Genomic DNA, 15,930 nt, shown 5'->3' on the forward strand with positions numbered 1-15,930 from the left:
TTTACTTCATTATTGGATATTCGAAATTCATCATTCGATATTAAAACTCCTCCTAATAAAGCAGCCTAAACTTTATCGTATGCTCAATCGTTTTCAACTCGTTTAGCACACCGGCTTCGTAGCCTGTGGCTACATCGGTTATTACGTAACCTATCTGGCTATTGGTCACCAAAAACTCACCTACTATGTTGATGTTGTGGCGGGCAAATACCTCATTTATTTTAGCGAGGATACCCGGTACGTTCTTGTGAATGTGGATCAACCGGTGCGCGTTGTTGTTGCGTGGCGGCTGCAGATCGGGGAAGTTACAGCTCATGTGGGTACGGCCCTCGTTCATAAAAGCTATCACCCTCTTAGGGATAAAATCTGAATTGCGGGGGTTGTCTTTCGGGTCGTCGAATATGATGATACCCGCATCACAGGCGGCTTCTGATAATTTGCGGCCTATCCTGCCAAAACAGCCGATCACTTTTAAGCGGCCCGCGTTTTGGATCTGCTCCGGCGTTGGCTGGTTGGCTTCGTCGCAGAATAATACACCTGCTTCTTCCAGGTACTTCTCTTCAATAACGTCTTTATGGCGCAGGTTGTAACCTTCGCGTTTCATTTGTGCTAATGCTTCATCGTCAATATTACCTACTACCAAACACTTAATGCGGTTTTTTGGGTAAGATATAGCCCTCGGCAGTTTGTTGATGTATAAAAACTCATCAAAACTTGGGGTGATGTGGTCGGCTTTTTCAGCTACCGATTTGCGTTCGATGTTCTCGGTAAAAGCGAAGAATTTTTTGATCATGCCCGATTCCTTAAGCTGGAAATCAGAATAACCATCGCCTATACCAAAGATCTCGCCCGGCAGGTTAAGCTCTTTCAGCAATTTTACCTTGCCGCCTTCCTGCGAGAGAGGGTTCTCGCGGTCGTAACCTACAATATTGCCTTCTTCGTCAAACTCAAAAGTGTTGGCGTAGATGTTTTCTTTTTTGATATGGTACTCGGTAACTACCGGGATAATAAACTCTTTAAAGCCACCGGATACGATGAGTACCTCGTCCTGATGATTTTTAAAGAAAATGGTGTTACGCGAAAATGAGGGAGATACCTTCTTTTTCAGGTGCGTTATCAGCTGCTTTAAATGGTCGCGGTTAGCGCATAAAAGCTTCACCCTTGCCTGCAAACTTTCGGTGAACGACAAGCGCCCTTCCATCGAAGCATTGGTGAGGTCCTCTATCTGTTTGTAAATAGCTTCCCGGTCGGGATGGTTTTTAAGGGAAATGCGGGCAAGTTCGTCAAGGGCTTCTACCTGGGTAAAAGTGCTATCGAAATCTATAATGAAATATTGGTCCATGGGAGTGCAAATCTGCTGAAGTGCAAATGTGCAAATTTTTGGTTGAAGGAGGTATCGGCAAAAAAGGTTATTTACCCACAGTGTTAATAACCTGCGCTCTTACCTTTTCTATCAAATATAATACAAGCAAACAATCTGCCCCTTTTATATATTTGATTTTTAAACAGGCACAAATCCATGAAGATCAAATCCATCGCTCTTATTGCCATCACCGGCTTCGCCGCTGTTTTGGCAAGCTGTTCATCCGATAAGAAAAAGGAAGTTGTCACCGCTACAGATACGGCGCTGGCTGCCGATATTAAACAACACATAGCCGTTTTGGCAAACGACTCCTTGCTGGGTCGTAAGCCATTTACGGCTGGCGAGGATAAAACTATCGCGTACATATCATCGCAGTTTAAAAAATTAGGTTTAGCGCCCGGCAATAACGGCAGCTATTATCAGGATGTGCCGATGGTGGAGATTGGCCCCGCCGCCGCGCCAACCATGCAGGTAATCGGCAAGGCAGCTATGGATATGAAAGCTACGATTGATTTTGTTGCCGCAACCCGCCAGGAACTGCCCTCGCTGGAGTTAAAAAACTCGCCGCTTGTTTTTGCGGGATATGGCATTGTAGCGCCCGAATATAAGTGGAACGATTATGCCGGGCTGGATGTAAAAGGTAAAACCGTTGTGGTTTTGGTGAATGACCCCGGCTTTAAAGCCCCCGAAAAACTATTTAAAGGTGATACCATGACCTATTATGGCCGCTGGACCTATAAATACGAAGAAGCGGCCCGACAGGGTGCTGCGGGTGTGCTCATCGTTCATCAAACGGAGCCGGCGAGCTACGGCTGGCAGGTTATTCAGAATAGCTTTACAGGTTCCAAACTGTATTTAACACAGGCCGATAAGCACATGAACCGCTGCAAGGTAGAAGGCTGGCTAAGCGAAGAGAGCGCCAAAAAACTGCTTGCCGGTGCCGGTATTACCGAAGATATGCGCGCTTACGCCCGCAAAAAAGACTTTAAGGCGGTGCCATTGAACAGCTCTGTATCGGTAACGTTAAAAAACAAACTGAAATACTCTACCTCGCATAATGTGATAGCTACCCTTAAAGGCAGCACTGCGCCGGGCGAATATATCCTGTATACGGCTCATTGGGACCACTTTGGGGTGAAAATGCCGGCAATAAAAGGCGATAGCATTTACAATGGCGCCGTTGATAACGCCAGCGGTGTAGCGGCTATTTTAGCCGTTGCTAAAAAGTTTACACAGGCAAAGGATAAACCGACACGCTCCATCGTGTTCCTGGCGGTTACAGCCGAGGAGCAGGGCCTTTTAGGATCAGAATATTATGGCACGCACCCTGTATACCCATTGAATAAAACCGTTGCCGACCTAAATATTGATGCGCTATCAGACTTCGGCGAAACCAGCGATTTTGCCATCACGGGTAAAGGGCAAAATGATTTGGATGATTATGTAGTTGCCCTTACCAAGCCATATGGCTGGGCCGTTGTGGGCGATAAAACCCCGGGATCTGGCAGTTACTACCGGTCGGACCATTTTAATTTTGCGAAGGTTGGCGTGCCCGCTTTGGATCTGCACAATGGTGCAAACTCCATAGCAAAAGGCGAAGCATACGGCGTAGAGCAAGCTAAGGAATACAACGACCAGCGCTACCATCAGCCATCAGACAATTACAGCGATAGCATGAACACCCTCGGTATGGCACAAACTACCGATCTGATGTACCAGCTTGGCGTTAAGCTTGCGGGCGAAACCACTTTCCCCGGTTGGAAACCCGGCTCGGAATTTAAAGCGATACGCGAAAAATCGATGAAACACTAATTTCACGAATTAAGTAAATTTCACGAATGAGAATGAATTAGGGCATTTGTTGGTTGGTGCTTGTTCGTGTTTTTACTTAACTTACCATCATGAAAAAGAAATTCTATATCGCCCTTGTGGTTACCGTTTTGGCCGTTATCGTGTTCATCTTAACAAATTTTACACCCTACTTTCGGGGTAACAAGATGGCCGATTTCATGCAGGGTTTTTCGGGCGGCTTGGCTGCCGGCGCGTTAATAGCAACCCTCAGTTGGGGCGTGCAATGGAAACGGGAGAAGGATGCACAAGCCTCTGTTCAATAGCAACTCGTAATACTCTTGCACAATAATACCGATTACTGAATTCACCTCCTTATTAATATGTCGTCCCACTTGCGCCGCCCACTAAACAGAAAGCTTTGAAAGATAATTTATCGCCTTTAGTATTCCAATAATGTAACCTTTTATTAAATATACAATTATGCAATTGTCGCCCGCAGAACAGTTAATGTATTCAACTGTTAGGATAGAATGTAAGAACAACTTAGGCCAATCCAGTGTAGGGACAGGTTTTCATTTTCGATTTAAAATAAGTGAGAGCGTATTTGCACCAGTTATAATTACAAATAAGCACGTAGTCAGTAATATGACTTTTGCCCAAATAGTTGTTTGTCATGCGGATGAAAATGGGAATCCTATTGACAACAAACATTTTGAAATACACTTCGCCAACCTGTCAAACTCCATTATATATCACCCTGATCCAAGTGTGGACTTATGCGCGATTTCAACGGGGCAAGCTTTTAACCATTTTGATAACGAAAAAATAAAGGTCTTCACAATCTTCTTGGATGAAACAATTATTCCAACGATAGAGCAGCTCAAAGAGCTTAATGCAGTAGAAGATATACTTATGGTTGGATACCCAAATGGCCTATGGGATAATTTCAATAATAAACCTATTTTCAGAAGAGGTTCTACGGCTACTCATCCGGCAATGGACTATCGTGGAATAAAAGAATTTGTGATCGACGCAGCTTGCTTTCCAGGGTCAAGTGGTTCGCCTGTTTTGATATTTAACACTAACAGCTATTCACCCAAAAATGGCGGCCTTAATATGGGAGCTCGCGTATATTTACTTGGGTTGCTATACGCGGGGCCCCAATATACAGCAAGCGGCGAGATTCAAGTGATTGATGTTCCAACTGTTAAGCAGCCAATAAGTAATACTCAATTGATGCTTAATTTAGGATATGTAATTAAGGCTGAACGAATATTAGAATTACGTTCAGTTATGTTCATTTAATATATCGCCCTGCTCGCACCACCATCCACCTGTATGGTTTGCCCGCTAATGTAGCTCGCCTTTTCGGATGCTAAAAACGCTACTAAGGCGGCCAGTTCTTCCGGGTCGCCAATGCGGCCGAGGGGGATGCTTTTGGCTTTGTCCTTCATGGCCTGTTCTGTATCAACATCTTTAGGTAGGGTGTGTTTTATCCGGTCGGTAAGTATTAAACCCGGCGAAACGTTGTTAACGGTGATGTTGTAAGGCCCAAATTCATCGGCCATCAATTTCGCCATACCCACCACACCCATCCGCATGGTGGTGGATAGTACCGAGCCGGCCAGCACCGCTTTTACAGACCCGCTAATGATGTTGATAATGCGCCCACTGCCGGTTTGTTTCATGTAAGGCAGCACCAGTTTGCTGGTACGCGCCACACTCATCAGGTTGAGGTTGAAAGCCTGTAGCCATTGTTCATCATCAAAATTCTCAAATTTATCAAAGGGAGGCCCGCCGGCATTGTTCAGTAAAATATCAATCCGGCCAAAGGTATCGGCTGCTTGTTTAACAAAGGCGGCTATTTCGCCGGCGTCAGATACATCAACGGTTAGGGCCAGCACTTGGTTGCCGGTAAGCTCTGTTATTTCGGAAGCGGTTTTATCCAGTGCAGTTTTATCGCGCGAGCCAATAACTACTATCGCGCCCTCGGCAGATAAAGTAGTGGCTATTGCTTTACCCAAGCCCTTGCTTGCCGCAAGTACCAGGGCTACTTTGTTGTGCAGTTTCAAATCCATAAGTATGCAATGATAGTTATTTTACTCATTCTGCGCATTCGTTTAATTATCAATAAAATATCATAATTTAGGTGCCAGTTATATACCAATATAAACCAAACAATACTATACATATATTTTACACAGGCGAGTAGCTTTGCGGCCTGCTTTTTTATGTATAAACCTAATTATGAAAAAAACCCTTACTTTCCTGTGTCTTGTTTTATTTGCACTCGGCTGTAAAAAAGATGCGCCAAAGATACCTCTAATAGATAATACGCCAGATTTTGTGTTTTTGTTAGAAACAAAAAATAATACCGGCAAGATAAGCGAGGACGTATATGTTGAGGCTAACGGAGATAAACTTAGCGGCGCCACCCCCGAGCCCGAAAGCGATATGAACTTTGTACCATCTTTTACTACAAAGGCCGGGGCCGTGGTAAAAGTAGCTGGCGTGATACAAACCACAGCGGTTACCCGCAACGATTTTTCTAAACCCGTTGTTTATACCGTGAACAATGGCAGCGATGTAAAAACGTATACGGTAACTATCTCAAATTTTACCGGGTTGCCCGTGTTTACCATTACCACCTCGGGGCCGGTAGTTTCTAAAGATGATTATGTAACCGGTACGCTTAATATCAACACCATGGGCTTATATGATCAGGAGGTGAAAAGCATCCCACTGCAAATAAAAGGCCGCGGCAATTCTACCTGGGATATGCCTAAAAAACCGTACAGGCTAAAGTTTGATACAAAGAATAAAGTGCTTGGTTTAGCAAGCGCTAAAAATTGGGTGCTGCTGGCAAACTATGCCGATAAAACATTGATGCGAAATTACCTTGCCTTTGGATTGGCACAGGGTGCGAAGTCTGATTTTGCACCTCACGGTATGCCGGTAGAAGTTATTTTGAACGGCGACCAGGTAGGCAACTACACGCTTACCGAACAGGTGGAAATTAATGCTGCCCGGGTAAATATCCCCGAACTTAAGACGACCGATGTAAGCACTACAGCTATCACCGGGGGGTATTTAATTGAGCTGGACCAGCGTAACGGCGAAATAGTGAACTGGGTAACAGACAAAAACCTTCCAATGAATCTGCGCTCGCCCGAGGCACCCAATACGCAACAGTTGGCTTATATTAAAACCTATATACAGGATACCGAAAACGCCATATTTTCGGCAGATTTTGCTGACGCGGATAAGGGATACGCCAAGTACATCAATGTAGATTCGTTTATCAGTTGGTACCTGGTGAACGAAATATTTAAAAACCAGGACGCGCAAAAGTTTTCGAGCATGTTTTATTATAAAGACAGGGGCGGTAAATTGGGTATGGGCCCCGCCTGGGATTTTGACCTCGGTGCCGGTAATGTAGACTATAGCGACGCGGTAAAACCCGAAGGCTGGTGGGTGAAGGACGGGAGGTGGATAGGCCGCCTTTATGATGACCCTGCCTTCGCGGCTAAGGTGAAGGCTAAATGGGCCGAATTAAAAGGGGGCGCTATCCCCGCAATGCTGGATAATCTGGATAAAACGGAAGCCAGCTTTGAGTTTTCGCAACGGAAAAATTTTCGCAGGTGGAATATTCTGAATACCTATGTTTGGCCAAACCCTGTTGTTTTAGGCACTTATCCTAAAGAGGTGGCCCATGTAAAAGATTGGTTTACAAAGCGCATTGCCTGGCTGGATGCGAATATTAAATAGCATATCCATCCCTAAGTTTTCCCAGGCGGCTGTTATTTAGGTGATGGCTATAGTGAAGAAGCCTCTGTGCTGCCTTCTCGTTTGGAGGGCGTGGCACGGGGGTGTGTCGCGAAAATTTAATATCTTTCGCCAATGAAAAATCAGGTTACCCGTACCATCTTACTTCTTGCTGTCTCCATACTGTTGTTTGCAATTGTAGTTTGGGTGCCGGCCCCTAAAAATCCGCTTTTGTTTGATATATTAAGATGAGCATCTGGTGGTTTTGGCCTGGCGGGTTGCATCAGCTTCATTTTATTACTAAAAGATGAATTGACAGGGAGGAAAAAAGTGTCGTAACAACATTTTTTATTGTTACCCAAAGTATATTATATTTACAGTCTTATCCCCTAAATAAGAACTATTTTTTTGACAAACTGCAATAAACGAACGCTTCGTTATTGTTGTTATCTCCATGCCATTAATTATAGCTTATTAATAAAATCCTTTACATCGTTTAAATGAATAGTAGTTCCAGGTTTAGTAGTGATGAACTGCTGGAAATTTTATCATTATCGCATAATGCAACTGCGATACATAGTACTATGGCGCTAACCGTGCAAACGGCAAATGATGCTATGCTTGCTATCTGGGGTAAAGACAGGAGCGTAATTGGCCTTCCGCTGGAGGAAGCCCTGCCCGAACTGAAGGGACAGCCATTCATCGGCATGATGCAGGCTGTTTTAAATACCGGCATCACCCATGAGGATGTGAATACCCCGGCCGACCTGGTTGTAAACGGAAAGCTGCAAACGTTTTATTTCGATTTCTCCTACAGAGCCATTAAAAACGCACAGGGCGAAACCTATTGCCTGTTGCATACGGCTACTGATGTTACCGACCGTTATTTAAAACACCAAGCCCTTTTAAGCGCGCAAAAAACAGAGGCGGCGCTGGCGCGGGAACAGTCCCTTAACGAAGAACTTGCCACAACTATTGAGGAACTTAGCGCAACCAACAAAGAACTAAAAGATACCCAGCAAAAGCTGGAACAATTAAATACCGAATTGGAAGACCGTGTTGCCAGGCGCACAATGGCGCTTTCCAAAAGCGAAGCCAATTTCCGCAACATGATATTGCAGGCACCAGTTGCTATCGGGCTTTTCAAAGGCTACGATATGGTGCTGGATATGATCAATGATAAATTCCTGCAATTGTGGGGTAGAGATAAGAGTGTGTTGGGCAAACGCCTGGAGGACGCCCTGCCCGAATTGCGGGACCAACCCTTCATCAAAATAATGCAGGGGGTTTACGCTACCGATGTGCCTTACTTTGGTAACGAGGCGAAGGTAATGCTGGAACGGAATGGGCGTATGGAAGAGGGCTTTTATAATTTTATTAATCACCCGTTTAAAGATGCGGAAGGCAACACTACAGGTATTATTGTGGTGGCCACTGATGTTACCGAACAAGTGCAAGCCCGCAAGGAATTAGAGAAGGCCGAAGAGAAAACACGGTTTGCCCTCGAAGCAGCCAATGTTGGCACCTGGTTTCTGGACGTGGAAACACGTGAGTTTGTAGTTTCGGCGCGATTGAAGGAACAGTTTGGCTACTACGCCGATGAAGAGGTTACTTACGAAATGGCGGCCGCGGCTATCCCCGATGAGTATAAAGAAAAAGTAATGAAAGCAGTTGAAAAAGCGATTACAACCGGGCGCGATTATGTAATGGAGCATCCCGTAATAGGGCACCACGACCAAAAGAAACGCTGGGTACGCGCTTACGGTAAACTGTACCCTGATGATAGCGGAAAGCTCTCGCACTTTTCGGGCCTTATTATTGATATTACCGAGCAAAAGCAGGACGAAATGCGCAAGAACGATTTTATAGGTATGGTGAGCCATGAACTTAAAACCCCGCTTACATCGCTGAGTGCTTACGCCCAAATGCTTTATAACAAGGCCCGTAATAATGATGATGGCTTTACCCTTGGTGCCCTGGAAAAGGTGAATACGCAGGTGAAAAAAATGAGCACCATGATCAATGGGTTTTTAAATGTATCGCGATTGGAATCGGGTAGGATATTTTTAAATAAGCACGACTTTGCCTTAGATGAGCTGGTTGCCGAGATGATTGACGATGCCAGGCTTACCATAGCCAGCCATAATATTAATTTTACCCATTCGGAACCCTTAATGTTAAATGCTGACCGGGATAAGATAGGATCGGTGATATCTAATTTGTTAAGTAACGCTGTTAAATATTCGCCCCGGGGCAAAAACATACAGGTAGAATGCCGGCTGATAAACAACATGGCGCAAATAAGCGTGAAAGATGAGGGCATGGGGGTAAAGCCGCAGGATATTGAAAAGATCTTCGACCGCTATTACCGCGTAGAAAGCAGCCATACGCAAACGGTATCGGGCTTTGGCATCGGGCTGTACCTTTGTGCCGAAATTGTGCATCGCCACGATGGCAAGATCGGGGTAGAGAGCCAAAAGGCGGAGGGATCAACCTTTTACTTTACGCTGCCAGTAAATTAATTTGTGCAGATTTGCGTATCTTAACAGGTAATGAAAAAATTTATCCGCGGGTTTGGCTTTGCCTTTAATGGTTTAAAATACGCCTTTGCTACTCAAATAAACTTTAGGGTGCATGTGTTTGCTGCCCTGCCGGTTATTGGCTTAAGCTTTTATCTGCACATCAGCACCGCCGAATGGAACTGGATCCTGCTTTGTATTGCCATGGTGCTGCTTACTGAATTGCTCAACACCGGTATAGAAACCCTAACCGACCTGGTATCACCGGGTTATAACAAACTTGCAGGGCATGTAAAAGACATTAGCGCAGCCGCTGTATTGGTGGTGGCTTTCTTCGCGCTTATAACAGGCCTTATCATTTTCCTGCCAAAAATTCTATTGCTTGTGGGTTATGCTGCATAAAACCCGCGGCATTGTTTTTAAAACTACCGATTATAGCGAAAGCAGCGTAGTGGTACAGATCTTTACCGAAAAATTCGGACTGCAATCCTACCTCATCAACGGGGTAAAAAAGCCAAAGGCAAAAATAAGCCGTAACATGCTGCAGCCACTGCACTTGATAGATATGGTTGTGTACCATAAAGCTGCCGGTAATATCCAGCGCATTGCCGAACTGAAGAACGCCCCGGTGCTGCTCAGCATTCCGTATGATATTATTAAAAGCTGCCTCGCCATGTTTTTAAACGAGGTGCTGTACAAAGCCGTAAAGCAGCAAACGCCGGATGAGAACATCTTCGATTTTATTTTCAACGCCATTGAATGGCTGGATAATGCTACGCGTGGGCTGGCTAATTTTCACCTTGTGTTCCTTATTCAGCTAACGCGCTATTTAGGCTTTTATCCGCATAGCGAAGGCGCATCAGGGGCTAATTATTTTGATATGAAGAACGGCGTGTTCAGCAATTACCGGCCCGATAGCCTATCGTACCTCTCGCCACCGCATACCAAAAATTTTGAAGCGCTGCTACAGAGTGGGTTTGGTAAAATAGAGGATATTAAACTAAGTAACGACGAACGCCGATATCTCATCAATAAGCTGCTGGAATATTATGCCATGCATATAGAGGGCTTCGGTTATATTAAATCGCACGAGGTGCTGGAGGAAGTGTTGGGGTAAGTTAATTTCGATTTCGAATTTTAGTGCCGTACATTACAATAGTAGTTTCTGTAATTCGTTTTCTATCATTATCTTACAGGCACAATTACACATATGCCTTTAAAAACAATATCGATAAAAACTGCTGCCCTGCTATTTTTAGCAAGTTTGGCCATAACTGGCTGCAAAAGCAACCCAAATTTAAAGGCCAACAAAAAGCAAATATCTTTTAAATCGATAGAGGGTATCACCTACACCGAAGTGGCGCGCACGCAGCAAAACGGGCTCTCATTTAACGAGTACGGGTATCATCTGAATCCTGATTGGAGGATGCGCTTTGTGTCAGACGATTCGGTAGCGTTGTTTAGCCCGGTTAAAAAGACCTTTCTTAATTTCCCGTTGGCGCTCGGGTTCGATTCGGTGATCTACACCAACCACTCATTTCTGAAGATGCGGCACATGAGTAAGGATAGTTTGGTGTTTGAATTACTCCTCGCCAAAAACGACAGCCTTGACGTAGGCGGCGCCAAAGTTTTTATGAAATTTTATGCCGATGAATACATCACTGATAAGCTGCACACTACCGCCGCTACGCTGCAGCATTATAAAACGCAGGATACATTATTTGTAATGTAACTGGTAGCAAAGGCAAACCTGGATATGAAAAACAGCTTTGCTGCTCAGCAACCTGTGCAACTCATTAGCAAAAGCCCACGGGTGGCTGTTCACAAGTTCACAAACGTAGCCGATTTGGCGCTAAATAATAATAATACCTCTGCCGACTACATGGACCCGGAATACAATATTACCATCAATAAAGCTTACGGAGATTTTGATTACTCCTTTTCGGTGTATGTTGATAAAGAAGGCAAAATGTATTACGGTGAACCACTCACCGCTTTCCCTGAGGGGACATACCGGGATAATTACATCCTTAAGTCCACAGCTGTCATGAACAGTTACATAAAGCAATACCTTTGTAATATCCCGGGGGAAACGCTTGGCATGAAGCACGCCAGTTTAATATCGCTGCATGTAAAAGGTGTAGCCGGTGCCGGTAATAGTTTGGCGCTGCGGTAATTGACAGTAGATAGTGTTGGCCGCGAACAAAGCGCCCGCGGCGGATGAATGCTATACTATCCTATAATTCTTTTTTTGATAAATTCCACTGCCGAATCGGCCAGGTCGGTGCCGCCGGTTTGTATCAGTGTGCCATCGTCATTTAAGGTGAGTTCGGAGCTGATATTGTCTTCTATGCAAACGTTGAGCTTGTTTTGTTCCTTAACTACTGTACATGGAACCTCGCGGCCCGAGTAATGGATAATAAACTCGTATTTACCGTCTTTATCTGCAGGGTGGGTGTCTTTCTCGTCAATCATGGTTTAGCTGTTTGTAGGTATAACACAAAAAGCTTCATCATGTTTCTAAAAACGAAAAGAGAGAACCTGTGGGGGCTCTCTCTTTTTTTGCTTTTTACTGATCTTATTATTAAATCATAAAGAACGATTGGTTTATAATTGGTTTAATAACGCACAAATATAATGTCTATAGATTTAGCAGACTAATTTTTTTGAAAAATATTTATTAACAAGCACCATATCTATTAACATATTGTAAAGATCAACTGTTTTTGCGTAGGTATTTGCCTTTCAGTTGTTTAAGAAATTGTAATCCGCGGTTAAACAAGCTCCCTTTCCGGTTTTTAAGAAAATACTTAATGGCTTCATAGGCTTTTTTATCTTCTTTGATAACATCGGGGAAATATGTGACCCGTTTTTGCGCTATTTGCACCCGGTAGGTATTTTCTATATTAGAGTGCGTTCCGCTTCCATCGTGCCCGATGTTATGCACCAGCGAATGCAGCGGGTTTAGGGTTAAGCCATTGTTTAAAAAAACAGAAGCATACCACCGGATGGCCCAGGAGTTGTTGCGCCCTGCCTTAAAATCCAGTATCTGTTTCCAAAAATTCATGCTGTGATTGATGGAGAAGTTATCTATCTTCTCCTTATCAAATTGCGCTATCAATTTATCTGCATCGGGTTCAAAGTGGTTCCAGGCGCGTGCCCAGGTTGCCCAGCCCCAGCTGAATGCCGCGCGGAAAAAGAACGTTTCGGGCAGGTTTTTATCCTTCAGATCAAACATGTAGGCGCTCAGGTGCATCACTTGCTCATTTTTGGCATAGCGCAGCAATCCGTCGTTAAAATACTGTAGGGTATGTGGGGAAGAGAGCAGGTCGTCCTCAAACACAATCACCTTACCATACTCGGCAGCCAGTTGCGTTACCCCGGCAATGATGGAATCTGCAAGCCCAAGGTTTTGTTTACGTTCGATAACTTTTACCGCTTTAAAGCCCGTTGTTTGCCTGGCCAGCTGCCGCACTTCGTCTACATTGGTTTTATCTGCCTCTGTTTTGGCACCATCACAAAAAATAAACAAACGCGACTCCTCTGCCAGTAAATTTTTTTGCAAATAGCTTATGGTACGGCGCGTATGGTCGGGCCGGTTATAAACAAATAGTGCTATTGGGGCAGGGGAGGACAACTTTGATTGAGTGAATTAGTGAGTTAGTGAGTTTTTTTCACCGGTAGCAAAAGCCTTCATTCGTGAAATTCGTATTTTTATTAAAAAATATCGGCCTGTTTATGGGTTTTTTTGCAAAGTACGGTGTAGGCATTCGCAAAACGTTCGTTCAGTTTCCCGCCGCTTAATTTGGCCATGCTGCTTTTTATGGTGTATTCTGCCGCTATTTTTATATCGGTAAGCAAGCTCTTCGGTTTCTTTTGATTGATATAGGTGTTGAATTGAGTTACCTCTGGCTCAATCATCGATGTAAGATCCTTCTCTACCTCGTAACCCTCGGTCATGAGCAAATAGCGCAGGCTGGTAGGCGTGTATACGTTTATATGGCCGTAAGCCAAAAAGTGTTTAATATTTTTATCTACCCCGGCCTTATAGTCAAGAGGAACTTCTATAACAAACTGGCGGGCTACGCGTTTCATCTCGCGCAATAAAATGCGCTCGTGCTCTACATGCTCCAACACGTGCGAAAGAATAATAAGATCGAAGCTATTATCCCCGAACGGCAACTTATAACCGTCAAATTCCAGTACCGATTTTAAACCTTTTATATTGGCCGCCCGGATATGGTCAACACCACTCGCCGATATTTCCACCGCGTGATACTCAGGCGCAAAGTTTTGGTCTGACAGGTATTTCAATATACTGCCGTCGCCCGCGCCAACTTCAAGTACTTTGGCAAAGCTTTTGCCGGCGCAAACATCAACAATATGCTGTGCTTTATATTTAGCGCCCAACATACGCCAGGCCTCATCGTGTTTTTGATAAAATTCGTCGTACGCGGTTTTTACGTTGCCGCTAATGGCAGATTGTTGCATCAATATAAATATATCCTAAGCGTGTAAAGTTAGCGTATTGCACAAACGTTTAAAATATTTTTATTTACCTAAAATAGTGAATTCCGTTCGCCTGTTCAGTTGGCGGCCGGCAGGGTTATCGGTACCGTTGGCAAGCGAGTTTGGCGCGATAGGGCTGCTTTCCCCATATCCTTTAGCGTATATACGGTTTTTATCTATCCCGTTGGCTGTAATGTAGTCCACACATGCCTGCGCGCGCTGCTGTGAAAGCGATAAATTAGCAGAAACCGTCCCCACCGAATCGGTATGTGCCGCTAATTCAACTTTAAGCGTAGGGTTATCTTTTAAAATATCTATGAGGCCATCCAGCGCAGTTTTGGATTCTGCGCGCAGGTCGGCTTTGTTATAGTCATACAAAATGTTGCTTAGTGTAATTGGTTTTTTTACAATAAATCTCTGCAAGCAAATTTGCGGGCTGTATAAAGTATCGGTACTTAATTTGAGCATCACCGGGATGGTTTTGGTGAAATAGCCGTCTTTTTCAACTTTAAGCTGATAATTATAACGGTTGTCGGTTTTTAAAGCGTAAGTGCCGTTTGCGTTCTGTTGGGTCACGCTTACTAACTGTTTCGATTCAACATTTATCAATGTGATCTTAACCCCTTGCAATACCTTGCCAGAGTCGCAGGACGTTATGCTGCCGCGAATATAAATTGACTTCTCATTTAATTCAAACACAGCCAAACAGCAATCAGATTGTCTGTCGGAACTTATGTACGCCTTGAGGTCGTTGTTAGGATCCTGGAAATAATAGAGATCGTCTTTGGAAGAATTTGCAGGATATCCCAGGTTTTTTGGTGCCAGCCACTGGTTGTTTTCGTTGTAACTCTCAAAAAGATCGAACCCGCCTAAGCCTGCAAATCCTTTTGAGCTATAAACCAACCGGTTTTTAGCGGTATCAAAAAAAGGTGTTTCTTCATCATCAGCAGAATTTACCCCGCTGCCCAAATTAACCGAATTTACCGCGTCGCCATTGCTATCCAGATTACTCATCCAAATATCAAGTCCGCCCTGCCCGCCGGGTTTGTTTGACGCGTAAAAGAGGCGGTTGCCGTCCTCAGTTACTCGTGGCTGCAATGCGTTATAACTATCGGTATTTACGTTTTTATTAAGCTGTTTTAAGGGGGACCAGGTGTTGTTTACATTTTCGCTATAATATATGGCCAGGCTAACTTTGCTCCCGTTTTTATGCCAGCCGGTTAGATACATACGGTTGCCGGCTTTGGTAAGCGAAGGGGTTCCGTATTCTGTATTGCTGCCATCTTTTTTTACAAAACCTTCGGTGCCAATATTGCCGGCCTCTGTTTTGTAAATGTTGCTCAGGTATTTTTTGGCGGTCGGGCTGTATTTTGTTGAGGTTAACCACACCGCAGCATTATTTTTTATCATTGCGTAGTTTCCGCCCTCGTTGTTCCATGGCGCATTTACTTTGCTAATGGTGGTGAGCGAATGCGATGTATATTGTTGTTTTGCCAGGATGCTGGTAGCCAGTTCTCGCTCTGCCAAAGCCTTAAATTGAGCATCGCCTTTAAAACCTGTTTTAAAAAGGTGTAACTGCGCTACAGATGCATCAAAGTTTTCATTTGCCCTCAAGCACACGGCATACCATAAGCGCGTTAGCGGGTAATTCACATCATAATTATTCTCAATTATTTTAGCGTACCAGCTTTCGGCGCTGTGATAGTTTTGATAAAGGCGATACGACTCCGCAAGCCGGTAATAAATGTAGGGGCGTTCTTCAAGCAATTTCTTCTTGCTTTCGCTGCGCCCCACATAAGTGGGGACGTTTATGTTAGCGCTTTTACTGCTATCGGTAAGCTGCTCATAATTAAATGCGGCCTCAAAGTATTTTCCTTCATCGAAACGCCTATCGGCCAGTTTTTTAATTTCCCTGTACTGCGCAAATGCACCTGTAAAAATGAAAGAAGCAAAAAGGAATAAAATTATTGATCTCATATTTTT

Annotated in this window: 15 protein-coding genes; 9 read left to right on the forward strand and 6 right to left on the reverse strand. The window is 44.2% G+C overall.

Annotation, left to right across the window (positions count from 1 at the left end):
- Positions 1-52 precede the first annotated feature (52 nt).
- Positions 53-1,342: an HAD-IB family phosphatase gene (locus tag EPL05_RS17865; RefSeq protein WP_128535347.1), complete on the reverse strand. Its 1,290-nt coding sequence runs from the start codon at positions 1,340-1,342 to the stop codon at positions 53-55.
- A 177-nt stretch (positions 1,343-1,519) separates the two neighbouring features.
- Here EPL05_RS17865 and EPL05_RS17870 point away from each other — a divergent pair, with 177 nt between their 5' ends.
- The 3 genes from EPL05_RS17870 to EPL05_RS17880 all read left to right on the forward strand — a co-directional run bounded on the left by EPL05_RS17870 (position 1,520) and on the right by EPL05_RS17880 (position 4,459).
- On the forward strand, positions 1,520-3,175 hold the full coding sequence (locus EPL05_RS17870) for a M28 family metallopeptidase (protein WP_128535348.1): 1,656 nt from the start codon (positions 1,520-1,522) through the stop codon (positions 3,173-3,175).
- Positions 3,176-3,264: 89 nt separating this feature from the next.
- Positions 3,265-3,477, forward strand: coding sequence for a hypothetical protein (locus EPL05_RS17875; protein ID WP_128535349.1), 213 nt, complete (start codon positions 3,265-3,267; stop codon positions 3,475-3,477).
- Positions 3,478-3,661: 184 nt separating this feature from the next.
- Entirely contained in the window at positions 3,662-4,459 is a 798-nt protein-coding gene (locus EPL05_RS17880) for a S1 family peptidase (RefSeq protein ID WP_243837330.1), read from the forward strand.
- On the opposite strand, the gene EPL05_RS17885 is transcribed toward EPL05_RS17880, so the two are convergent.
- On the reverse strand, positions 4,456-5,232 hold the full coding sequence (locus tag EPL05_RS17885) for an SDR family oxidoreductase (RefSeq protein ID WP_128535351.1): 777 nt from the start codon (positions 5,230-5,232) through the stop codon (positions 4,456-4,458). The two genes, EPL05_RS17880 and EPL05_RS17885, sit on opposite strands and share 4 nt — an antisense overlap.
- 169 nt (positions 5,233-5,401) lie before the next feature.
- Here EPL05_RS17885 and EPL05_RS17890 point away from each other — a divergent pair, with 169 nt between their 5' ends.
- The 6 genes from EPL05_RS17890 (at position 5,402) to EPL05_RS17915 (ending at position 11,614) form a co-directional block, all read left to right on the forward strand.
- Positions 5,402-6,922, forward strand: a complete 1,521-nt coding sequence (locus EPL05_RS17890; protein WP_128535352.1) for a CotH kinase family protein — start codon at positions 5,402-5,404, stop codon at positions 6,920-6,922.
- A gap of 497 nt (positions 6,923-7,419) precedes the next feature.
- On the forward strand, positions 7,420-9,441 hold the full coding sequence (locus tag EPL05_RS17895; RefSeq protein WP_128535353.1) for an ATP-binding protein: 2,022 nt from the start codon (positions 7,420-7,422) through the stop codon (positions 9,439-9,441).
- Positions 9,442-9,471: 30 nt separating this feature from the next.
- On the forward strand, positions 9,472-9,840 hold the full coding sequence (locus EPL05_RS17900; RefSeq protein ID WP_128535354.1) for a diacylglycerol kinase family protein: 369 nt from the start codon (positions 9,472-9,474) through the stop codon (positions 9,838-9,840).
- A complete protein-coding gene (gene recO, locus EPL05_RS17905) occupies positions 9,830-10,555 on the forward strand; it encodes a DNA repair protein RecO (RefSeq protein WP_128535355.1) in 726 nt (241 codons plus the stop codon). The genes EPL05_RS17900 and recO overlap by 11 nt, the downstream gene beginning before the upstream one ends.
- Before the next feature lie 93 nt (positions 10,556-10,648).
- Positions 10,649-11,170, forward strand: coding sequence for a hypothetical protein (locus EPL05_RS17910; RefSeq protein ID WP_128535356.1), 522 nt, complete (start codon positions 10,649-10,651; stop codon positions 11,168-11,170).
- 24 nt (positions 11,171-11,194) lie between these two features.
- The gene (locus EPL05_RS17915; RefSeq protein WP_128535357.1) at positions 11,195-11,614 is read left to right on the forward strand and encodes a hypothetical protein; all 420 of its coding nucleotides are present in this window, start codon (positions 11,195-11,197) and stop codon (positions 11,612-11,614) included.
- A 56-nt stretch (positions 11,615-11,670) separates the two neighbouring features.
- Here EPL05_RS17915 and EPL05_RS17920 read toward each other — a convergent pair whose 3' ends face one another.
- The 4 genes from EPL05_RS17920 to EPL05_RS17935 form a co-directional block, all read right to left on the reverse strand.
- Positions 11,671-11,913, reverse strand: a complete 243-nt coding sequence (locus tag EPL05_RS17920; protein WP_128535358.1) for a hypothetical protein — start codon at positions 11,911-11,913, stop codon at positions 11,671-11,673.
- A gap of 241 nt (positions 11,914-12,154) precedes the next feature.
- On the reverse strand, positions 12,155-13,003 hold the full coding sequence (locus tag EPL05_RS17925) for a sugar transferase (RefSeq protein WP_394342738.1): 849 nt from the start codon (positions 13,001-13,003) through the stop codon (positions 12,155-12,157).
- Positions 13,004-13,155: 152 nt separating this feature from the next.
- Complete coding sequence (locus EPL05_RS17930) at positions 13,156-13,929, reverse strand: class I SAM-dependent methyltransferase (protein WP_128535360.1); 774 nt, start codon at positions 13,927-13,929, stop codon at positions 13,156-13,158.
- Positions 13,930-13,989: 60 nt separating this feature from the next.
- Complete coding sequence (locus tag EPL05_RS17935; RefSeq protein WP_128535361.1) at positions 13,990-15,924, reverse strand: OmpA family protein; 1,935 nt, start codon at positions 15,922-15,924, stop codon at positions 13,990-13,992.
- Positions 15,925-15,930: the final 6 nt, after the last annotated feature.

The organism is Mucilaginibacter gilvus (assembly GCF_004054195.1).
GTDB classification, from domain to species: domain Bacteria; phylum Bacteroidota; class Bacteroidia; order Sphingobacteriales; family Sphingobacteriaceae; genus Mucilaginibacter; species Mucilaginibacter gilvus.